We start from the raw sequence: 23,520 nt of genomic DNA, 5'->3' as shown, positions 1-23,520 counted from the left end.
ACAATCAGTAATTTTGAGTCATGAAAAAACTGCTACTTATCTATTTTCTATATCTCCTAACTACGCAAAAAAACTTTGCCCAAACTCCGCATTTCCGAAACTACACCGTTGATGATGGTCTTCCGAGTTCGCACGTTTATCGAGCATTTCAAGACAGTAAAGGTTTTATGTGGTTTTGTACAGACAAAGGAATTGCCAGATTTGACGGTTATAAATTCGAGAAATTCACTACCAAGAATGGACTTCCCAACAATGACATTTGGCACTGTGCTGAAGATTCTCAACAGCGAATATGGTTTTTATCGTATGCTAATGCTTTCTTTTATTTTGATTTGAAGGATGGGAAATTTCATGTGATTGAGAATCCTTATAAGGAGTTGCATGATACACATATCTGGTGCTACGTTAGTGAGTCAAAAAATATAATGAAAATAATATTAGGACAAAGAGATATTTTATTGCTTGATGTTGAGAAAAAGAAGGCTTCAATTGCCGCAATTAATTATGCCGAGTCATATCCTCTTATTAAGAATAATAGTTTTTTCTCTAAAAAATATAATAATAGACTTGAAGTGTGGCATTTAAGAGCTTTTTCAGAGGGCTTTCAACACAATATTTTAAAAAAACAACACATTATTCAATCAAAATCTAATATACAACCCGAATTTTGGGACAAAGCCGTTTCAATTATTTTTGATGATGACAAAACCATTTATGCCAACAATGATAGCATTTGTTTTTTTAAGAATAAAAAAAATGTGACTCGTCGTCTCAAAGATTTATCTCCTTCTCCATCACCACAATTATCATTGATATTAAACGTGGGGAATATTAACAGGAAATTAGTGTTAACTGAAGATGATGCATTTGTAATAAATGAAAATATAGAACGTATTAAGAGTTTAGATTTTATTAAAAATTTCAATGTAAATACCATTTACTTCGACAATGAAAATAATTTATGGCTCTGTACTAAAAATAGAGGATTACTTATGTTATCATCACAGGCTTTAAAATCGGAGATTTTATCAGAAATTTCAAATGAAATATCTGTAACGACACTAACAAAAGACAAATATGATAGGATTTGGATTGGAGATAATCAAGGACATATATATATTCTCACAAAGGACAACAAATTATATTTACAACACCTCAATATAAACAAAAACATTCCAATAAAGAAAATTGTACATTCAACTACCAAAGCTATCATTTTATGGAATGATGCCAGCATGATGCTTTTCCCATTATCAGAGGTTAATACAAAAAACTTAACACCGAAAACGTTAAAGTTAGAGTTCAATAAAACTACAGTTCATCAAAACAATTCAAATATTTTAATTGGCTTAAATGTAAAAAATATCATTTTTCTGACAGAAAACCTTTTTTTAATAGCAAACTCACTGCATATAAGCCTCCTCAAAGATTATTTTAATACTTTTTTTATTGACTACTTAAAACTATCAATTCATCCTAATAGCCGTGGGGTGAAAACAAATGTCATGTATTTCAATAGAGAAAAACATATCATTTTTACAGGTACAAATAAAGGGTTACAAAAAATTTATTTAAATAAAAAAGTAGCTAAATTTATTCCATACAACAAGGTATTACCGATTTTATCTAAACCTATTTCATGCTTTGAAACAGACAATGAAAAAGCTCTTTGGGTAGGTACAGATGGTTATGGCGTTTATAGGTTTTATCGAGAAAAACCATTTGAAATCCCTGAATTGTCAGGAATGATTATCAATCATCTTTATTTTGAAAAAGAAAATAACCGTTTGTTTGTCTCTACCAATGAAGGAATTTTTGTCTTAAATTCAATAATAAAGGGGCATCATTTCGCTTATAAAATCAAAAGGATTTCATTAGCTCAAGGCTTACCTACATTGGAAGTAAATTCGACTGTGGTAAGAGATGGAAAACTTTTTGTAGGTACAAGTAAAGGCTTAGCAACGCTTCCACTCAACACAATCACACAATCTTCTAAAGAAAAACAATATATCCCACTTATTATTAAAAACATCAAAATCAATCGTCAAGACACCACTATTCACACCTTATACAACCTAAATTATCGCCAAAACAATCTGGATATAGAATTTGTAGCCTTATCTTTTAAAAGCGATAAGAATATTAAATACAATTATAAAATGTTGAGTTCCAACGATAATACTGATACTGCTTGGCATTCGGTTCAGGATTTACACAAAGAGTTTTCATTGCTTGCATCAGGAAAATATGAATTTCATTTGCAGGGGTTTGACATTGATGGAACTCCTTCACAACCTATAAAACCAATCACTTTTATTATTAATCCTCCTTTTTGGCAAACTCTTTGGTTTAAGACATTTATTGTCTCAGTCATCTTGGCATTAATCATTTTGTATTTCTTCATCAGAACTAAAAACATCAAAAAAAAGGAAGAAGAAAAAACAGAAATCAATAAAAAGTTTGCGGAGTTAGAGTTACAAGCCTTACAAGCACAGATGAATCCACACTTTGTATTTAATGCTCTCAGTGCGATTCAAAACTTTATTTTGAATAACAATACCGAAGAAGCCACTAATTTTTTGAGTAAATTTTCAAGATTGATGAGGTTATTTTTAGAATCATCCCGCAATAAATATATTGCCTTGAGTGAGGAGAAAGTGCTTCTCGAATATTATATCCAATTGGAAGAGCTAAGATTTAAAGGCAAGTTTACATCCAAAATACAAATTGATACTGAGGTAAGTTTAGATACAGAAATCCCTTCTATGCTTTTACAACCGTTTGTAGAAAATGCCATCAATCATGGCTTAGTTTACAAGGAAAACAACGACGGTTTTCTACATATTCAATTTAAACAAGATGAAAATAAATTAATCTGTATTATTGAAGATAACGGCATTGGTCGTCAAAAAGCAGCAGAAATTAAAAGCAAATCTCTAAAACCTTATAAATCAAGAAGTACCGAAATTACAGAAGAACGACTTCGCTCTCTTGAGTTGATTGAAAACACTAAAATTGAAGTTTCTATTATTGATAAGCAGGATACAAATCAAACTGCAATAGGCACGAAAGTCATGATTGTCATGTATCTTTGAAGTATAAATTTATGACCAAACCAAAGACTTATTTCCTGCGATGTTTTCAACCGTAATCATTGATGATGAAGCTCACGCACGTGAATCATTATCTAAAATGCTATCTTTAAATTGCCCTGAAATTCAAATACTTGGTGTAGCATCATCAGCCAACGAAGGCTTTGAAATGATTACAAAACTGAATCCAGATTTGATATTTTTAGACATAGAAATGCCCAACGGCACTGGATTTGACTTACTAACCCGTTTCAATAAACCTACCTTTAAAGTGGTTTTCGTTACGGGTTTTGACCAGTATGCCCTCAATGCCATCAAGTTTTCTGCTTTAGATTATTTGTTAAAGCCTATCAATGCCGATGAGTTGAAAGAGACAGTCGAAAAAGCTAAACAGCAAATGGTAAATCAACGTGGAATAGGCGATTTAAAGAACCTTCTTTCTACTTTACAAAACCCAAGAAGTAGAAAAAATAAATTGGCAGTACCCACTCAACAAGGTCTGGAAATGATTGAAATTCAGGAAATTATACATTGTGAAGCCGCCAATGGCTATACAATTATACACCTGCAAGAAGGAAAACCATTGATGTCTTCGAGAGACTTAAAAACCTACCAAGAGTTATTAGAGGATTATGATTTTTACCGAATCCATGATTCACATCTTATTGCTCATTTTCATGTCCAAAAAGTGCTTAATGAAGATGGTGGAATAGTTGTAATGAGTAGCGATACCAAGTTGCCAATTGCTCGTCGTAGAAAAAGTGATTTCTTAGAATGGCTTAAAACAAACAATTGACAATTACCGTATAAAGGTTAAAAAGTACCAGCTACAACCCATATCATGCCAGATATGGGTTGTCTTTTTTTATACTCAAGATACCGTCTTACATTTGAGAAGAAATTAACATAGTTCTACTAATTATTAATAAAGGAGTATTAAATTTTATGGTTTGGTCAAAATTTAATCTCCCTTACTCTACTCCTATTATTGTATTATTCTACAAATCAATTATTATCTACACCACTCCCGATTGCAAATTAATGGTCTAACCATACTATTTAAGAAAACTCATAAAATCTTCCTCTGATATAGTCGAAGATTTTTTTATGCCTAAATCTTTAAAATCTTTACATATTTTATACTTCCTGCATTCACAATTTCAACATTAACTTCATGAGTTAATAAGCGTTGGTTAGTATTTTCATCAACTACAAAACACTGTGGATTTAATAAGCCTATCTTCAAAAATCCTAATTTCAAATAACTTCTCCCATCCGACCAATCACGGTCAGCATACGACATTATATCATCAGGTGAATGTTCTGCAATAAATGCCTTCAATAATTTATCCATACCTCCCACAACCACAAAACCTTTTAAAGAAGCAAAACGGATTAATTCATACGACCGAAAGTCTTTACGTTCTCCTTCTTTCAATGTTCGTCCACCGCTAAATGTTGCTACGGCAATTAACTCATTTTCTACACTTTGTTTATCTAAAAACTTTTTTACATATTGAGTTTTTAGAAACAAACCATACTTGAATTTTGCTTTAACAGAAGCTTGGAGATGATTCTCATTCAAGAATTTATCAGCCGTTGGTTTATCAATTCTTTCAATAAAACAATGTCTGGCATTAAGGCGTGAGAATTTACCAATCATAGCTAAAATTCGAGATTGGACTAAGTCTTTTTTGTCAGCCCAAACGTCTTCCCACAGATGAATGATTCGTTGGTTTTGAATATTTACTTTTTCAGAAAGGTCTTGAAAATAAGTAATTGAGATAGAATTTGAAGAGAATTCATTAAGGTCAATTAGATGCAAATACAGTTGAAAATCAGGTAAATATAATATTTCAAAAACAGATAATGTTTGATTAACTTCAAACGCTATCTGATTGATTTCTAAGAATTTATGTATTTCTTTTTTCCACATAAAATGTACAACGATTCTCCAGAATCGTACAATTAGTAATACGATTCAGGAGAATCGTGTTACATAATAGGCAAATAAACTTTATCTATCATTTCTTGATATTCAGACTTCGCCTCTGAATATACCGTTATTCCTCCTCCACTTTTAAAAATCAATCTGCCATTTTCTTGTTTTTCAATAAAGCGAATCATAACTGAACTATCTAAATTTTCACCATCAAAAATCCCAAAAACACCTGTATAAAAACCTCTATCGTAATTTTCGGCTTCTTTAATAATTGCCAAAGTTTGCGGTTTGGGAGCTCCACAAATTGAACCTGCGGGTAATAGTTTAAACAAGAGTGTTCCAATTTGTTCGTGATAATTTTCGGGTAATTTTCCGCAAATTTCAGAACTAACTTGTAACAAATCTCCTTCGTGCCTATGGATTCGGCTGATGTATCTAAATTTTTCAACCCAAACCTTTTCAGCCACCATACTAATATCATTTCGGATTAAATCGACAATAGTTGTATGTTCCGCAAATTCTTTTTTATCGTTTAAAATTACGCTTTCCGCATCAGGAATATCTGCCGAAATTGTCCCTTTCATCGGGTGCGACGAAATAATTCCATTCTCAATTTTGACAAATATTTCGGGAGAAAAGAGGACAAATTTATCCTTAAAATAAAGCTGATATTTCGCTCGACTTCTCTGGAAAATTTCCTGCAAAGACAAATTTATTTTGATAGGTGTCGGTTTTGTTAAATTCGTTAAAAAGCTATCACCACGCAACATTGCATTTTTTACAACGTCAAAAGATTGTTGGTATTCTTGAAAACTGATGGGATATTTTTCTAAATAAAGTGGTTTTTCGTAAGGCTTTTCACAGAAGGAAAAATTTGTTCTCTCATTAATTTTATAGAAAATATTTTCCTGCTCAACTTCCTCCAAAGTCAATACAATTGGTTCTTTCATTTCGTAATCAATCACGAAAAGAAACGGAATACGTTTGCTACCCAAATCATTCATTTTTTGGATGGCAAACGTAATTGCAGAGGAAGGAAGATTTTTGAACATCTAAAATTTCAACAACCAAAAATCCCTAAAAAGTTTCGTTTTTAGGGATTCTTGAAACTGATTGATTATTTACTTTAATAATCACTAAATGACTACGCCACAAAACTCTTCCCCTTTTCAACCGCTTTTGCTAATCCAGAAACATCTGAACCACCCGCAGTTGCAAAGAAGGCTTGTCCACCACCACCGCCTTTCACTTCTTTCGCCATTTCACGGATAATTTGTCCAGCGTTAAGTTTTTTGCTTTCTACTAAATTGTCAGCAATCATAACGGCTAATTGTGGTTTTCCACCAATTTCAGCCCCTAAAACGCAGTACAAATCGCCAATTTTCGCTTTTAATTCGTAAGCTAATTGCTTCAAAGCATCCGCAGAAGGTACTTCTACTACTTCCGCAATCATGTTAATATCTCCTACCGATATAATCTTGGCAAACAATCTTTCTTTCGTCTCTTGGAGTTTTTCGTTTTCTAAAACTTCAATCTTTTTCGCTAAAGCGTTGCGTTCTTCTTGCAAAGTTTTCACGGCTTTTACAAGGTCAGATTGTCCTTTGAAAAGCTCTTTAATTTCGTTGATAACGGCTAACTGCTCATTGATAACTGACAATGCTTTTTCGCCCGTATATGCCTCCACACGACGTACACCCGCAGAAACTGAACTTTCAGCCGCAAATTTGAACATTCCAATTTCCCCCGTTGCAGGCACGTGCGTACCTCCACAAAGTTCTACTGAAAAGTTAGGGTCGAATGTAATAACTCTTACAAAATCGCCATATTTTTCACCAAATGTAGCCGTTGCTCCTGCATTAACTGCTTCTTGAATTGGTACGTTACGTTTTTCGTCTAATTTGATATTTTCACGAATTTTCTCATTGACAATCGTTTCAATTTGAGCCAATTCTTCGTCTGTTACTTTCGAGAAATGAGCAAAGTCGAAACGAGTAATATCTTCGTTTTGGTAAGACCCTTTTTGTGAAACATGAGAACCCAAAACCTGACGCATCGCCGACAACATTAAGTGCGTAGCCGTGTGATTTTGTGTAATTCTGTGTCTGCGTGAAGTGTCAATCTGAGCGGTTACTGGAGATTGGTTATTAGTTATTAGTTGAATGAAAGACTCAAAGTTTTTATCCGTAGAAATATGAATAAATAAATCGTTTTCTTTTTTCGTATCAGATATCTTAATGTTTACGGTTCCTTGTTCATTGATAACTGATAACTGCCCACTGTCTCCCACTTGACCACCCATTTCCGCATAGAAAGGTGTTTTGTCTAAAACGATGTGATATTCTTCACCAGTCTTAGTTTTCACTTTACGGTATTTGATAATTTTTGCTTCCGTTTCAAATTCGTCATAACCTACAAATTCAAAATCAAAATCTTCATCCGAAACAATTACCCAATCCGTTGCTTCTTTTGATGAATCTTTACGAGAACGGTCTTTTTGAGCCTGTAAAGCAGTTTTAAAACCTTCTTCGTCAATTGACAGACCATTTTCACGAGCAATTAAAGCCGTTAAATCTGAAGGAAAACCGAAAGTATCTGATAATTCAAAAACTACATTTCCGTCAATTGAACCGTTTTTAGGGGTAATCTTAATAATATCATCTAAACGTTTCAGACCCGTTTCCAAAGTTCTCAAAAATGAATTTTCTTCTTCCAAAATTACTCGTTGGATGAAGTCTTGTTGAGCTTTTAATTCTGGGAAAACGCCATCAAATTGGTCTGCCAATAATGGAATTATGGTATTCATAAACGGTTCACGGAATCCTAAATAAGTATATCCATAACGAACCGCACGACGCAAAATACGTCTGATAACGTAACCAGCTTTGTTGTTTGAAGGTAATTGTCCATCGGCAATGGCAAAAGCAATCGCACGAATGTGGTCAGAAATTACTCTTAAGGCAATGTCAGCCCATTTATCGAACGGTTCGTCGCTACGACCGTAAGTTTTACCCGCTTTATCGCCAATAAATTTGATAGTATTTGAGAAAACGTCCGTATCATAATTCGACTGTTTGCCTTGAATTGCCATACACAGACGCTCAAAGCCCATTCCTGTATCTACGTGTTTTGAAGGAAGTGGCACGAGTGAACCATCTGCCATACGCTCAAACTGCATAAATACGTTATTCCAAATTTCAACCACTTGCGGGTGGTCGGCATTCACTAACGTTTTACCCGAAACTGCCGCAACTTCGTCAGCATTTCTTAAATCTATGTGAATTTCTGAACAAGGACCACATGGACCAGTGTCGCCCATTTCCCAGAAATTATCTTTTTTATTTCCGAGAATAATACGGTCTTCACCAACCATTGCCGACCAAATATCCCATGCTTCTTGGTCGAAAGGAACGCCATCTTTTTCATTTCCTTCAAAAACTGAAACGTAAATTCTATCTTTTGGTAATTTGTAAACTTCCGTTAAAAGCTCCCAAGACCATTGCAAAGCCTCTTTTTTGAAATAATCACCAAACGACCAGTTTCCCAACATTTCAAACATGGTGTGGTGATAAGTATCAAATCCTACGTCCTCTAAATCGTTGTGCTTTCCAGACACTCTCAAACATTTTTGAGTATCGGCAATTCTTTTTGATGGAGGCGTGCCATTACCCAAGAAAAAATCTTTGAATTGAGCCATACCCGAATTGTTGAACATTAAAGTCGGGTCATTTTTTGCTACAAGCGGTGCAGAAGGTACGATTAAGTGACCTTTTGAAGCGAAAAAATCTAAAAATTGCTGACGTATTTGTCTGGAAGTCATGTTTTGTTACTGGTTATTAGTTATTGGTTATTAGTTGAAGACAGGATTAAAGCCTCTTGCATAAATCTATTAACTCATAACTATTAACAGATAACTAATAACCAATGAATATTTCAGAAAGAATAATTTGTGTCTTAACTTGAAAAATATTCAAATTTTAATTAAAAAGTCTGCAAATTTACATAAAATTGTCTTTGATACCTGACAGGTTTACGAAAACTAAATACAGATTTCTGAAATTAATCAGCTTTGTTTTCAAAACACAATCCTAACCGTGTTTTTAATTTATGGAACTTACCAAACGTTATTATTCAATTTCTGAGGTTGCACAGATGTTTGAAATGAATATCTCAAAGCTTCGTTTTTGGGAGGAACAATTCCCGACGCTTCAACCCAAACGTGACCGTGCGGGCGATAGAAAATATACCCAAGATGATATAAAACACCTCAAAGAAATTGTAGAATTAGTTGACGGTCAAGGATATACCATTGAAGGTGCAAAAAAAGCATTGGAAGGAAAAAAGAAGAAAAAGAATACAAATCAAGCCGTTATTGATAAATTAATTGAAGTAAAATCCTTCATGACTTTTCTAAGAGATTCATTAGAAAAAAGCGAAAATGGAGAATTAAATGAAGAGGATGAAATAGATTAAAACTTCCTCGAAACGCATAAATCTACCCTAAAATCATCCGTCATTCTCAGAAAATAAAATCTGCTTTTAATAATTTCACCCTACAATTCAATGTCAACTACACAAGACAAACTCTACCAAATTGCCCTTACGCTCATTCCCAAAATTGGCGATGTACTTGTCCGTCAGCTTATTAGTTATTGTGGTTCAGCTGAACAGGTTTTTAAAACACCTGTTACTAAACTTCTTAAAATTCCGAATATTGGCAAAACACTTGCTCATAATTTGCAAGATAAATCGGTCGTAGAAAACGCTTGGAAAATCATTCAAGAAGCTGATAAACAAAGCGTTGAACTACTTTTTTATACCGATAAAACATACCCAACCCGACTCAAAACTTTGTATGACTCTCCCGTTTTGCTTTATTACAAAGGCAAAGCTGATTTGAATAATACCAAAACGGTTGCAATTGTTGGTACTCGCCAATCTACTGAATATGGCAAAAATGTTACGGAGCAAATTATTTCAGAACTAAGCACATTCAATCCACTAATTGTCAGCGGATTAGCTTATGGCATTGACATCATTGCTCATAAATCTTGTCTAAAAAATAATGTTCCGACAATTGGTGTAATGGCGAGTGGCATTGATTTGATTTATCCGTATCAACACAAAAATACGTCGATTCAAATGCAGGAAATTGGAGGATTATTGACAGAACAAACTTTCGGTACGCAACCCGACCAACGTTTTTTTCCGCAAAGAAATAGAATCATTGCAGGAATGTCGGACGTAACAATTGTGGTAGAAGCAGCCGTAAAAGGCGGTGCATTAATTACAGCAGAATATGCAAATAATTATCATAGAGACGTTTTTGCTGTTCCAGGGCAGATTGGAAAGTCATTTTCAGAAGGTTGTAATAAATTGATAAAAGAGAATAAAGCTCAGATTTTTACGAGTATAAAAGACATTGTAGAAGCCCTTAACTGGGATTTGGCAGGACACGAAAAAGGTAAAAACAAAGAATCCGAAATTGATTTTTCAAGTTTTACCGAAGAAGAAAGTCAGGTAATGGCATTGTTGCATAAAAATCAAGAAATGCACATTGATGATTTAGCTTGGCAGTCTCAAATTTCAATGGCTAAAATATCTTCGTTGTTATTAAATCTTGAATTTCAAGGATTTGTAAAATCTTTGGTGGGAAAGAAATATAAGGTCAGTTATTAGAGGATAGAGGATAGAGGATAGAGGATAGAGGATAGAGGATAGAGGATAGAATTTTTCTTCTCCTAATTATCTAAACTCTATCCTCTAAAATCTAAATTAAGCTCCCCACTCCGCAGGATTTTGTCTCCATTCTTGAAGTGTAATTATTTGACTTTCAGTAACATATTTTTTCTCAACAGCTTCACCAATAAGAGTTTCGTAGTCACTTAATGTATAAAAACTCAAATCTTTTTCAGCAAAATTCTTTCTGGCAATTTCAAAACCATACGTAAAAATGGCTACCATGCCTAATACATTTGCTCCTGCTTCACGCAAGGCATCAACGGCTTTTAATGAACTTCCACCCGTAGAAACCAAGTCTTCAATTAAAACAACTTTTTGCCCTGCCTTGATAGTTGCTCCTTCAATTTGATTGCCCATTCCGTGTTTTTTAGGTTCAGGACGAACATAGCAGAAAGGTAATTCCAACCAGTCAGCAACTAAAGCTCCTTGTGCAATACCAGCAGTAGCAACCCCTGCAATAATATCAACATCTCCAAAATACGCTTGTACAGCAGAGGCAAGTCCATTTTTAATAGCAGTACGCACTTTTGGATACGACAGCGTGATACGATTATCACAGTAAATAGGTGAATTCCAGCCTGATGCCCATTTAAAAGGTTGGTCTGGATTCAATCTTACAGCTTTAACTTCAAGTAACATTGAAGCGACATTTTCAGCGAGAGTACGTTGTGTCATTGGTGGTTTTGTTAATTTCTATCATACAAAATTAGAAACTCTCAGTAATGTTTCACTACAAAAGTTTAATTTTGTTATTAGTTAGTAAACTCGTAACTAACAAACCAAACAGAGAACAACCATACCAAATGATAATTTTTATCAACGAATTTATTATCAAAATCATCGGACAGAAGAAGGCTCAAACCTTATCTACAACCGAGTTTGACCATTTGATTGATGCTCAATTAGAGTCTATCAAACCTCAAAATTTGGAAGGTCATGTCATGATAATCAATGTACTCCCTCCTACAATCAATCGCCTTTTCTCCATCATAAAAACTGAGCAACTACCTCATTTACAATCAATTATTCTAATTTCAGAAAATAAAGAAGCAACTGAGCAACTTATTAAATCTCAGTATAAAGTATTGAAAGCAGCGGGTGGAATAGTGATGAATAATTTTGGGCAAATTTTGATGATGTATCGCTTAAAAAAATGGGATTTACCCAAAGGAAAACTTGATAAAGGTGAAAATTCAAAAGTAGCAGCCATCAGAGAAGTAGAAGAAGAATGTGGTGTAAAAGCAAAATTGGGAGAAAAAGTTTGTACTACTTTTCACACTTATACTTACAAAAATGAAGATATTTTAAAACAAACTAAGTGGTATGCTATGGAATTATTGAATGATTCTAAAATGAAACCACAAGTGGAAGAAGATATTGAGAAATTAGAATGGATGAATAAAAGTCAAGTAAAATCAGCTTTAATAAATTCATATTCTTCTATCAGATATGTTATTAAAAAGTATTACGACAGATAAAGCACTTGAAAATTATGGCGAATACGAATTATCCGTAATAAATAATCAAGTCATTTTAAGTTTTGCCGTAACTTTACAGAAATATTAACATTCAAGGAATTTTAGTGTGAAACGCACACCGTTTTGAGCTGATACCTTTGAATTAAATACATTTAATCAGATGAAAAAACAAACAAAAGCTATCAGAATCCAAGCGGAACGTTCTCAAAATCGTGAACATTCTGTTCCTTTATATCTTACCTCAAGTTTCACTTTTGAAGATGCCGAACAAGGGCGTGCCATTTTTGCGGAAGAACAACCAGGAAATATTTATTCACGCTACATGAATCCAAATGTGGACGAATTCGTGGATAAAATGTGTATGCTTGAAAATACCGAAGACGGAATTGCCTTTGCTACGGGAATGGCTGCCAATTTTGCAGCGATGGGTGGTTTGCTTCAATCAGGCGACCATGTGGTGGCTTCAAAAGCACTTTTTGGTTCTTGTATTCAAATTTTGACAAAAATTCTTCCAAAATGGGGAATTACTTGCACTTTCGTTGATGGCATTGATTTGGCACAATGGGAAGCGGCCATTCAAGAAAATACAAAATTTTTATTCTGCGAAAGTCCTTCAAATCCAGGTTTAGAACTGATTGATATTGAAGCTATTTGTCAGTTGAAAGCCAAGCATAATTTAATTTTAGCGATTGATAACTGCTTTGCAACACCAATTATCCAAACGCCTGCCGATTGGGGTGCAGATTTGATAATTCACTCAGCCACAAAATATATCGACGGACAAGGTCGTGTGCTTGGTGGTGTTATTTGTGGTCGTGAAGATTTGATTAAAGAAATCCGTTTCTTTGCTCGTCATACAGGGCCATCAATGTCACCTTTCAATGCTTGGGTTTTATCGAAAAGCTTGGAAACTTTGCACTTACGTATGGAAAAACACTCTGACAATGCAGCTAAATTAGCCGCAGCCTTAGAAAAAAATCCAGCGTTAAACGAAGTAAAATATCCATTCTTGACTTCGCACCCACAGTATGAATTAGCGAAAAAGCAAATGAAAATGGGTGGTGCTATTCTAACAATTGACGTAAAAGGTGGTTTTGAGGTAGTGAACGAAATGTCAAAACATTTAACAATTGCTTCTGTTTCTCCCAACTTAGGAGATACCAGAACAATTATTACACACCCAGCCTCAACAACGCACTCAAAACTTTCTGCCGACCAAAAAGCAGAAGTAGGCATTACGGACGGTTTAGTAAGAATTGCCGTTGGTTTAGAAGCCGTAGAAGATTTAATTGCAGATTTTGAACAAGCTTTGGAGAAGGCGATGGTGGCTTCTTTAGTGGGGTAAGTTGTGACACAGTCGCTGAACCAATTCCCCCCGATTGCAAATCGGGGGGAGCAGTGAAATTTATTCTAAAAGTGGTATTTAAAAAATAATTTGTCTGAATCAAGATTAAATTTATTGTACATAACGCAAGTCATGAAAAAGAGTTACTCAGCGATTATTCTATTTATCATTTTATCTTTCTACTCTATCACTGGTTTTGCTCAAACAATAATACTTGACAGTTTAGGAATTACATCTTTTTGTCCAGGCGGAACGATTAATGTCCCATTTACAAGTACACTACCCGCTGGAACAGTTTATAAAGTTTACCTATCAAATCCATCTGGTAATTTTAATTCTCAAATTTTTGAGATTGGGAGTGGTACACTTAGTCCTATAGTGGTATCTTTTCCATCATATTATGGACTTACAGCAAGTAATAGTTATAAAATTAGGATAGTATCCCAAAGCCCTTCCGTAATAAGTAATCAAAGTACGGAGTTATCTACAGATAGAAAGGAGTTATTCATTTTAGTTGAAAATTTAATTGGAAGAGAGGTTAAAGAATTCCCTACTTTGTGTAATGGGTCTGCCTTAACAGCGACCATAACAGGAATTGGAAATCAAAAAGATTTTTCTTATAAATGGGAAAAAGATGGAATAATTCAAACAACAAGTGCCTCTCTAAAAATGACTACTACTGGTAATTATGTTGCTTCTATACAAAAAGCAGGATGTAAAGCCGCAAAAAAAAGCATCGGATTAACTGTAGGCAATGTAGGATATAACACATTATTTAGAAGAGGAGAGGAGTACCAGTGCGCAGGAGGTGCTATTGTATTTGAGAGTGATTATTATAGTGATAGTGTTCGTTCCCAATGGTTTAGAAATGGCAAAGAGTTACCCAGAATGATTAGAGACACATTAGTGGCTACACAAACGGGTAAATACACAATTGAATTCATAGATAAGTGCCCCATTTTAGAAGATTCGCAAAATAATTTTGCTAAAGACGTGTTTTTTGATAAATCAATCAAAAATTCGATTCAAACAGGTATTGGAATGAATAATTATCTTTGTGGGACAGGTACATATTTGAATTTTTATATTTCTGAAACTCAACAAAACCCACTAAATCAATACAATTATCAATGGAAAAAAAACGGTATTGATATTCCTGATGCAAATAAAAGTTCCCTATCTGTTAATTCCGAAGGATTATATACACTATCTTTAACACAAGGTGATTGTACTGTCATATCAAACGGTATAGGCATTTCGAGAAAAGACACACTTAAATTAAATTTGAATATTCCTGACAATTATTCTAATGAAATTTGTGAAGGTTCTATCACAAAATTATTGAGCGACAAAATTCCTGCTGGATTAAATTTAACTCTTTATAAAAATGGTATTATACAAACAAGGAATTTTATTTCATATAGTGATATAAATGAAACTGGTAAATATAATGTTGGTGGAACCGCCTCTGGGTGTGTTGTTTTACCATCAGATACAATTAAGGTTTCTGTTGGTAAGAATCTTAAAACCAAAATCATAAATTATCAACCCTCTTTATGTGCAGGAAGAGTAGGACAGCTTACCGCTAATCCATATTCAAAAACAGTTCATAATTATCAGTGGTTTAAAAACAATGAACTAATAAGAGGTGCGATATTTCAAACTTATAGACCTAAGGAAACAGGTTATTATAAAGCATTTGTATCTAACGGTTCATGTAGTGGGTTTTCAGATTCTACAAAAGTGGAGGTTGGAAAGCAATTAGCAAAACCTCATTTCTTAAATAGCCTATCGAACCCTATTGATTTATGTGAGAATAATTTAATTTCGTTTGATGCGGGGAGTCAATTCAGTAATGAATCAATTTATGATTCCCTAATTTGGAAGCGAAATAAGGTTATTTTTGAAAAAAAGCCTTTCTTTAGTTCTTTCTCAGTTACTGGATCAGGAATATATACAGTAATCGGCAAGCAAGGTGAATGCTTATCAGAAGAATCTGACCCATTAGAAATAAGAGTTAGAAATTTTTCTACCTCAGCTAATATCACAGGTTCAACATCAATTTACACAGGACAAAAAGTAAAACTTAATCTAAATTTTATGGGAGGCGATGGTTGGTATTATCAAACTTCTGATATGAAGACAATCCAAGCGACCTCATTATCTCAAACTACTAAAATTGTTGCTCCTATTACAACACAAACTTACTTTATAACATCCGTAGTAAATAATTGTGGAATAGTTGGAGTAACATCTGGAAGTGCTACTATAAATGTAATAAATCCATTAGGCATTGATCCTATCAATGAAATTGATGAACTCAAGATTTTTCCTAATCCAAGTCAAGAATCTTTGGAAATAAATATTGAAGGAGAAATTAAAGTTTTTGATTTTAAAGGAAATCAAGTTGACGTTATCCAACAAGGTAAGACTATTAAAACAAATAATTTAAATGAAGGTGTTTATATATTAAAGATTATAAAAAAGAATGGAGAGATATGGGCGAAAAAATTTGTTAAAATTTGAAGTAGATTAACTTAAACTATCCAACCTGTGAGAGCATTAATTGTAGAAACACCTGAGCATTATTTGTTTAGTTCTGCAAGAAATTATGCGAGATTACAAGGGCTGATTGAAATTAAAAGTATCTTTTAGTTATTTGCGACACAGTCGCTGAACCAGACCACCCCGATTGCAAATCGGGGTGAGCGAGTACCAATATTTTAGTAAATTTTGGTTTTAATTCTCAACCAACCTTTTTTGCAACCTTTTGGGGTAAATAAAATACGAATAGTATCTCCTTGATAATAATCATTTCTATTATCAATATTAATTTTTCCTTTGGTTAATTCATAAGCTCTTCCATCATCTTCCATTTCTCTTGGCTTCACTTTCTGGAATTTTTTTCTATTAGACCCATACGTGATACTTGCATTTGAATCTAATACGCCTGTAATTTTAAGAAGAATCACTGCATGGTCGTCACGATGTTCGGCAGAACTTGAATCAATGAAAGTAATTGGCTTAGAAAAATCCGTGATATAAAATTCAGCAAATGGCTTTTCTGGAGACTTAAATAGTACAGAGAGTAGAATCAACAAAATTACTACAATGATAAAACCTCCAATTATTTTCGCTAATGAATATAATTCTTTTTTAATCTTTTTATTAATCATTGCAATGTCCTGTGTTTATTTTTTGAATTATAGCATTAGCTATTATTTGGGCTTTATATGCACCTACAATTTCATGCTCAACCTGTGATTTTATTTGAATATAGGATTGAATGCCAAGATTATTATTGAATAAATCCATTTGCCTTAGTCTAACCTCATCGGGGTTATTGACATCATAAACTGCTTCATGGTTGTCCATTATTTCTATGGCAGTATGTTTAGTAAAATTAGCACAGTTATAATACTTTCTCTTGAAAAAACTTTTCTTTGATTAGCATCGTCCCAAATTGGAATATTTGATTCTTCACTACTCTTTATTGAGTTTTTTAATTGATTGTAATAATAGTTTTTAGCTTCTTGAATATTATACTAATAATGCTTTTGTTTTCGAGAAGAGGCGTATCTGAATCGTCATTACAAGATTGAAAAAACTAATACAGATGTTAATAACAGAAGGGCTGTTTTTTTTAGTATCATGTTTGATTATTTGTTTAAATGATAGAATTATTAAAACTATAGTTTGTAACCTTTTATATTTACGTCCAAATGTCATTATTTCCGACAAATAATCAAATTACTAAAATAAAATATTTTTGATTTTTTATTAAAAGGTAGATACCTTCAATAAAATTAGCGTTTATACCCCCATTTACAGTAATCCGAGCGAATTCGGTCGAAAAAAACAAAAATTAATGTACATAGCCTTATTAATATGCCTCGGTCTGATTCTCGCCAATATCGTTATTGGCGTGTACGGCGAACGAAAAATATCTGCTTTTATGCAAGACCGTCTTGGCCCAATGGAAGTTGGGAAGTACGGTTTGCTACAAATCTTTGCCGACTTACTGAAATTGCTTCAAAAAGAAGACATTGTACCAATTTTAGCCAATAAAAGGCTATTTCTCATCGCCCCTGCTCTTATTTTTATTGCCATTTTTGCGGGTTTTGCCGTGATGCCTTTGGGACCAAGTGAGTTTTTGCAAGGCTCAAAAGCGGATATTGGTGTATTCTATTTACTGTCGATTATTTCAATTGATATAATTGGCGTTTTGATGGCAGGTTGGGCTTCTAATAACAAATATTCTCTCTTCGGAGCGATGCGTTCAGTGGCTCAAATTGTGTCTTACGAAATTCCTTTGGCACTTTCAGTCATGTGCGTAGTCATGATTTCTCAGACCTTAAATCTACAAGAAATCAGTTTTCAACAAGGTGTTTATACCCAAGAAACAACCTATTTGTTTGGTTTAAAATTCTTGAATATTGACATTACCAATGTAGGCGGAATTCTCTCTTGGAACATCGTCAGAATTCCTTTCTTATTTCCAATTTACGTTATTTTCTTCATCGCTTCATTAGCCGAATGTAACAGAGCTCCATTTGATTTGCCCGAAGCAGAATCTGAATTAGTGGGTGGTTTTCATACCGAATATTCTGGAATACGTTGGGCATTGGTTTTCCTTTCTGAATACGGCATGATGCTCTTAGTCAGTCTATTAGGAGCCATTTTATTCTTAGGTAGTTGGAACACTCCCCTACCAAATATTGGTTTCTTAAAATTAGCGAACTGGACTTCGGGCGAGCCTGATTCTTGGATTGGTGTAATTTGGGGAATGTTTTGGTTATTACTAAAAGCGTATTTGGGCATCTTCGTACAAATGTGGATTCGTTGGACATACCCACGTTTACGGGTTGACCAATTGATGTACTTAACTTGGAAAGTGCTTACGCCTTTTGCTATTCTGGGCATATTTTTATCAGCAATTTGGAGACTATTAATGGTGTAATGGACAACAAACTCATCGTCATTCTTGGACCAACTGCCAGTGGAAAAACCCATTTAGCCGTTCAACTCGCCCATCAATTGAATGGAGAAATTATAAGTGCCGATTCTCGACAAGTTTATCGTGGAATGGATATTGGCACAGGTAAAGATTTAGACGAATATACAGTTGATAATCAAGTCGTTCCGTATCATTTAATCGATATTTTAGAGGCTGGCGAACAGTATCATATTCACCAATTTCAGCAAGATTTTTTAAAGGCTTATCACGATATTATCGTAAGAGGAAAAACGCCCATTTTGTGTGGTGGTTCTGGAATGTATTTAGAAGCAGTTTTGAAAGGTTACGAGTTTACGGCTATACCGATTAATGAAGGTTTTAGAGAAACGTTAATCTCAAAATCCTACGAAGAATTATTAAGTAATGCCAATAATCTTGTCCGTAGAGATGGATTTAAGCCTGATTTATCCACCAAGAAACGACTCATCAGAGCTTTTGAAATTAGTCAGTTTTTAAGTCAAAATCCTGACTTTGAAATTCCAAAACCTGCCATTCCTCAATCAATCATTTTTGGATTAAATCCTGATACAGAAATTCGTCGAGAAAGAATCACAAAACGACTTTATCAGCGTTTAGAAAATGGTATGCTTGAGGAGGTAAAAGCCTTAATTGAAAGCGGAATTTCTCCCGAAAAGTTCATTTTTTACGGTTTAGAATATAAATTCATTACCCAATATTTAACAGGGGAAATGACTTACGAAATTATGGTGGAACGCCTCAATGTAGCCATTCATCAATTTGCCAAACGACAAATGACTTATTTCCGAAAAATGGAGCGTGATGGTTTAGAAATCAATTGGCTATCATCTCAAAATCCGTTGGAAGAATTAATTGAAAAAATAATATGAATCATCCCAAATTTTTCTTTTGAATTAGCGGTTTTAAGGAATTCATAAAAAAATCAAGAATTCGTAATCGGAGTGGCGAACCACCTCGCTGCGCTCAAACAGTAGGAATTCGATGTCCCTCAATCATAAAAAGCGACCAAAATTAGTTTTTGACCGCTTTTTTATGATTTTAAAATTCAGGATGACTCATGTTTACATATAAATTGACCAGTTACCAATTTCCAGTAACCGTTTACCAAATTACAAAAGATGTTTCAGCATAATATCTGCTGTTTGCAAAGCTCCTTCTACCCAACCTTGAGCATCTGAATAAGCTTCACCACAAATGAATAGCGGACAATCATTAATAGGGTGAACAATTTTTTTCTTTACTTCCCAACTTTTCACACCAATATTCCAACTATTCCAACCTCCTCCGAATGGGTCTTCGCCCCAATCACGGAAAGCGGCACTGCGTACACATGGCGTATAATCAAGGTCATGAATTTGCTTTAATTGTCGAGTCATTTCCTCAATCATTCTACGTGGTGCTTTATATTGATGCCATTTTTGATTCAATCCATCATTTTCACTTGCTTCTGCTTTTAATTCAACATTTTCTTCTCCTACAAATGGGTCTTCGATTTCTGTATGTGTAAGACCTTTACTCCAAGTTTTTTTACGTTGAGGACGTAAACCATCCCAAAAACCAATATTTGAACCATCATCATAACTTGCCAATAACATTGACGTTCCTTTTGTTGCAGGCGAACCATCACTATTTGGCCAATAATACGTTTGTCTGACAGGCAAATCTGTCACCGTTCTACCAGATTGCAAAGGAATATATTTGCCCGTTGCGTCGGTATAACCCGCCACTCGCCACCAAGGACTTGAATAAGTGGTGAAAACTTTAAACAATGGTCGAGGGGTAACACTACCGATAAGTGGCTGTATTTCTTGTAATTTTGGACAAGACGGTGCTAATAAATCAAGCGAACGACGTGGCATTGCTAAAATCAACTGTCCTGCCGTTAAAGATTCTCCGTCAATTGTTAAATCGAAATTACTTCCATTCCAATCAAAAGATTCTAATTTAGCATTCAGACGGATTTCTCCTCCAATATCTTCAAAGAAATTAGCCAACGTAATGGGTACTTGTTGAAAACCTTTTTTGAAACCTTTGTATAATGGCGTAATACCAAAATCGGATAAATACCAAGGAATGGCATCGGCTGCATTCCAATTGACTAAAGTAGAATTATATCCTCCCGAATCCATGCTAAATTGGTACGCTTCACCGCTAATTACACGATAAAGCAAATTCCAAAAACCTAATTTATACAAAGGAATTCCTTCAAAAGTAGCCGTTCGAGTCATGCGTAAACGGTCATCTTCTTTTAGTAATGGGTTAGTAATTCCTGGAACAATTTGCTCAATGGCATTCACGACGATTGTTCCAGAGGAATTTCCTCTTTCCAAAAAAGATAGATGATAAGGTACTTTATCGGGATTCGTTGTAAAATCAGATAAACGCAAATGTTCACCTCTCAAATACGCAATATTTTGCGGTTGGTCAACTGGAAAATCGTACAACTCAATTTTATTATCGTCAGGAAGTTTTTTATTTAACTCATCAATCAAATTGACAATCAATTTTTGATTATTTTCCAGAATCCGCATTCCACCCAATTCGGCAACCATATTGGGGATTTCGGGTGGTTTTACCGAAAGCAAACGTCCACCAATATGGTCGCTTCCTTCAAAAACCACAATTTTCTTATCGGGATATTTCGTTTTGAGTTTCCAAGCACTATACACGCCCGAAACTCCACCGCCCACAATAGCGATGTCAATGTGTTCATTTGTCATAAAATTTTCTTGCAGTTTTCTGCCGTTAGATAGTTTTGGTTCTACTATGATTTATACAGAAATGAAATTCGAATATGAACATCTTGGAGGTTTTAAACCTCCAAGACGTTAGTTCCCGTACAAATTATAGTAGAACTACAGTTTTAATTTGATGTTTGTTATTCGAGATTTCAAAGACAAAAGTCTTATCAGAAAAGAGAAGGAAGATTAAAATTCGGTTTTTCATCTGCTGCACCACGACCAGCTTTTAACATCGGCGTATGATTTTCCATCGAATCTGCGTGAAAAACATTCAGTTCTGGTTGTAATAAATAGCGTTTATCAACCGAAATCATACTTCCATCAGGAGTCGTTACAGGCGTTGTTGGCGTGTTTGAGGCAATTCTCATATCCAAAATATACGAGGTTTGATTATTCAAAACGTGGTCAATTCCTCTCGCCACTGCTTCATGTACATTTGCTGGCGTGTGAACTACTTCTCCGTGTTCACCTCCAAATGCTTTGGCAAGATTTACAAAATCCATCTTCGGGCGTTCCAAACGCAAATAACTTGGATCCATCGTTTTAGGTTTCCAGCCATAACCTGCCTCCGTACCATACGCTGCCACTACTTGTTGTAAGCCTAATTGAAGGGTGTGGTATTCGTGATTGTTGGTGATAATGTATAAAATAGGAAGTTTTTCGTGAGCAGCCGTCCACCAAGTTTGCGGATAAAACAAAGACGAACCATCGCCCACAGCATTGATAACTAATTTAGTACCAATACCTTGTGTTGTTTTTTCTTCTAATTTTATTCCTAATGATGCGGGCATCGACCAACCCAACGAACCACCTGCCACACAGTAATAACTGATTGGCTTTGCTCCTTCGGTACTAAAAGGAAGGTAATATTGGAAAGGTGCTCCATCAGAAACTGCTTCGTGAACGTACACAAAATTATCTACCAATTCACGTTTTTCGATTTCATCTTTCAGTGCTTTTGCAATGACAACTGCCCAAATATCAGGTTGTTGCATAGCTTCTTCCAAATAAGATTCCCATTGATGAACACGTTTTTGAGCTAATTTTTCAAGTTTATTGTTTCGAGAAATTGCTCCTGCTGGACGTTGTGGTTTTATATAATTATTCAGAATAGGCAAAGTAGCTTTTACATCTCCCAAAATGGCTGACTCTCCATAGAAATTCTTAGCAATATCCCATGTATTATTTGTCAAATAAACCTGTTTCACCTCTTTAGGAATCAATGGCCCATCTGAATATTTGAAAACTGCCAATTGAGCCTGAGCCCCAAAACCAACTAAAAAAGCAACATCATGTCTTTTAAAAACCGACTGAACTCCTGCCTGACTTCCAGGTAATTCGCCTTGCCAGTGATAATCGTTATTGGGAAAATTGGCAACGCTACTAAAAGTTTGTTGAACAACAGGAGCTCCAATCAATTCAGCTAATTCCTGAATTTCTGTCCACGCATCGGCATAACCAACAGCATCACCTGCCACAATTAATGGATTTTTGGCATTGGCTAAAATTTCAGCTGCCTGTTTGATTGAAGTATCATCACCCGTAAAATGCGGAGAAATTCGAGTAATTCCTTCCAATTTTTGGTCATCTTCAATGGCAACCATCATAAACTCCCAAGGAATTGAAATAAAAACAGGGCCATTTGGCGGAGCCATTGCTTCTTTAAAAGCACGTTGCAATACTAAAGGTACTTCTTCGGGCGTGCGAACTTCATGAGCCCATTTGGTGTATTGACGAGCTAAATCAACCAAATTTGAAGCTAAAAGGGGTTCTTGAGTTACCAACTCATTTTGTTGTTGACAACAAAGAATAATCAAAGGTGTGTTTGAACGATAAGCATTAAATAAATTGCCAATGCTGTGGGCAATTCCAGGCGTAACGTGAACTACTAAAATTCCAGGTTTGCCCGTCATTCTTGCCGAACCCATCGCAGCACCAATTGCAATATTTTCGTGGAGACATTCAATATACTTTACCTCATTTTCAGGATAAGATGTTCCGTCAATAATCGGAATTTCGTTTGTTCCAGGAACACCAAAAATGTAGTGAATTCCTAAATCTTTCAACGCATCAAATAAATAATCTCTTGTCCAGCGAGTTGGATTTTCAATAGTAGCCTTTTTCATTAGTTATCAGTTAAATATGGTTTGTTTACTTATATGCTATCATTAGCGTTCAGAGAGAGAG

Annotated in this window: 16 protein-coding genes and 1 pseudogene; 9 read left to right on the top strand and 8 right to left on the bottom strand. The window is 34.7% G+C overall.

What is annotated here, in order from left to right:
• The first annotated feature begins 20 nt into the window (after positions 1-20).
• Positions 21-3,095 carry a two-component regulator propeller domain-containing protein gene (locus VB796_RS12605; RefSeq protein WP_323346904.1) on the top strand — a complete coding sequence of 1,025 codons (3,075 nt, stop codon included), beginning with the start codon at positions 21-23 and terminating at the stop codon, positions 3,093-3,095.
• Positions 3,096-3,135: 40 nt separating this feature from the next.
• Positions 3,136-3,888 carry a LytTR family DNA-binding domain-containing protein gene (locus VB796_RS12600; RefSeq protein WP_323346902.1) on the top strand — a complete coding sequence of 251 codons (753 nt, stop codon included), beginning with the start codon at positions 3,136-3,138 and terminating at the stop codon, positions 3,886-3,888.
• Positions 3,889-4,203: 315 nt separating this feature from the next.
• Here the strand turns inward: VB796_RS12600 and VB796_RS12595 are convergent, their stop codons facing one another.
• The 3 genes from VB796_RS12595 to alaS all read right to left on the bottom strand — a co-directional run bounded on the left by VB796_RS12595 (position 4,204) and on the right by alaS (position 8,851).
• The gene (locus VB796_RS12595) at positions 4,204-5,028 is read right to left on the bottom strand and encodes a hypothetical protein (RefSeq protein ID WP_323346901.1); all 825 of its coding nucleotides are present in this window, start codon (positions 5,026-5,028) and stop codon (positions 4,204-4,206) included.
• 59 nt (positions 5,029-5,087) lie between these two features.
• A complete protein-coding gene (locus tag VB796_RS12590) occupies positions 5,088-6,086 on the bottom strand; it encodes an aminodeoxychorismate synthase component I (RefSeq protein ID WP_323346900.1) in 999 nt (332 codons plus the stop codon).
• A 92-nt stretch (positions 6,087-6,178) separates the two neighbouring features.
• Positions 6,179-8,851, bottom strand: a complete 2,673-nt coding sequence (gene alaS, locus VB796_RS12585) for an alanine--tRNA ligase (RefSeq protein ID WP_323346899.1) — start codon at positions 8,849-8,851, stop codon at positions 6,179-6,181.
• A 287-nt stretch (positions 8,852-9,138) separates the two neighbouring features.
• Between alaS and VB796_RS12580 the strand changes: the two genes are divergently transcribed.
• A complete protein-coding gene (locus tag VB796_RS12580; protein ID WP_323346898.1) occupies positions 9,139-9,504 on the top strand; it encodes a MerR family transcriptional regulator in 366 nt (121 codons plus the stop codon).
• Between the two features lie 90 nt (positions 9,505-9,594).
• Positions 9,595-10,710, top strand: coding sequence for a DNA-processing protein DprA (dprA, locus tag VB796_RS12575; protein ID WP_323346897.1), 1,116 nt, complete (start codon positions 9,595-9,597; stop codon positions 10,708-10,710).
• 96 nt (positions 10,711-10,806) lie between these two features.
• Here the strand turns inward: dprA and pyrE are convergent, their stop codons facing one another.
• A complete protein-coding gene (gene pyrE / locus VB796_RS12570) occupies positions 10,807-11,448 on the bottom strand; it encodes an orotate phosphoribosyltransferase (RefSeq protein ID WP_323346896.1) in 642 nt (213 codons plus the stop codon).
• Positions 11,449-11,576: 128 nt separating this feature from the next.
• On the opposite strand from pyrE, the gene VB796_RS12565 reads away from it, so the two are divergent.
• The 3 genes from VB796_RS12565 to VB796_RS12555 all read left to right on the top strand — a co-directional run bounded on the left by VB796_RS12565 (position 11,577) and on the right by VB796_RS12555 (position 16,122).
• Positions 11,577-12,251 carry an NUDIX hydrolase gene (locus tag VB796_RS12565; protein WP_323346895.1) on the top strand — a complete coding sequence of 225 codons (675 nt, stop codon included), beginning with the start codon at positions 11,577-11,579 and terminating at the stop codon, positions 12,249-12,251.
• Positions 12,252-12,411: 160 nt separating this feature from the next.
• Positions 12,412-13,596 (top strand): trans-sulfuration enzyme family protein, encoded by a 1,185-nt coding sequence (locus VB796_RS12560; protein WP_323346894.1) that lies wholly within the window; start codon positions 12,412-12,414, stop codon positions 13,594-13,596.
• Between the two features lie 132 nt (positions 13,597-13,728).
• Positions 13,729-16,122, top strand: a complete 2,394-nt coding sequence (locus tag VB796_RS12555; RefSeq protein WP_323346893.1) for a T9SS type A sorting domain-containing protein — start codon at positions 13,729-13,731, stop codon at positions 16,120-16,122.
• Between the two features lie 197 nt (positions 16,123-16,319).
• Here VB796_RS12555 and VB796_RS12550 read toward each other — a convergent pair whose 3' ends face one another.
• Together VB796_RS12550 and VB796_RS12545 are read right to left on the bottom strand one after the other, a co-directional pair.
• Positions 16,320-16,772 (bottom strand): hypothetical protein, encoded by a 453-nt coding sequence (locus VB796_RS12550; RefSeq protein ID WP_323346892.1) that lies wholly within the window; start codon positions 16,770-16,772, stop codon positions 16,320-16,322.
• Positions 16,765-16,992: pseudogene (locus tag VB796_RS12545) on the bottom strand (hypothetical protein); the annotation flags it as partial. The gene VB796_RS12550 and the pseudogene VB796_RS12545, both read right to left, overlap by 8 nt.
• 472 nt (positions 16,993-17,464) lie before the next feature.
• On the opposite strand from VB796_RS12545, the gene VB796_RS12540 reads away from it, so the two are divergent.
• Together VB796_RS12540 and miaA are read left to right on the top strand one after the other, a co-directional pair.
• Positions 17,465-18,556, top strand: a complete 1,092-nt coding sequence (locus tag VB796_RS12540) for a complex I subunit 1 family protein (RefSeq protein ID WP_323346890.1) — start codon at positions 17,465-17,467, stop codon at positions 18,554-18,556.
• Positions 18,556-19,461 carry a tRNA (adenosine(37)-N6)-dimethylallyltransferase MiaA gene (miaA, locus tag VB796_RS12535; RefSeq protein ID WP_323346889.1) on the top strand — a complete coding sequence of 302 codons (906 nt, stop codon included), beginning with the start codon at positions 18,556-18,558 and terminating at the stop codon, positions 19,459-19,461. Before VB796_RS12540 ends, miaA begins: the two co-directional genes overlap by 1 nt.
• 240 nt (positions 19,462-19,701) lie before the next feature.
• Here miaA and VB796_RS12530 read toward each other — a convergent pair whose 3' ends face one another.
• Both VB796_RS12530 and VB796_RS12525 read right to left on the bottom strand, forming a co-directional pair.
• Positions 19,702-21,312, bottom strand: coding sequence for a flavin monoamine oxidase family protein (locus VB796_RS12530; RefSeq protein ID WP_323346888.1), 1,611 nt, complete (start codon positions 21,310-21,312; stop codon positions 19,702-19,704).
• Between the two features lie 188 nt (positions 21,313-21,500).
• Positions 21,501-23,459 carry a thiamine pyrophosphate-binding protein gene (locus tag VB796_RS12525; protein WP_323346887.1) on the bottom strand — a complete coding sequence of 653 codons (1,959 nt, stop codon included), beginning with the start codon at positions 23,457-23,459 and terminating at the stop codon, positions 21,501-21,503.
• Positions 23,460-23,520: the final 61 nt, after the last annotated feature.

Source organism: Arcicella sp. LKC2W (assembly GCF_034931005.1).
GTDB lineage: Bacteria > Bacteroidota > Bacteroidia > Cytophagales > Spirosomataceae > Arcicella.
This window is presented reverse-complemented; position numbering and strand designations above follow the sequence as displayed.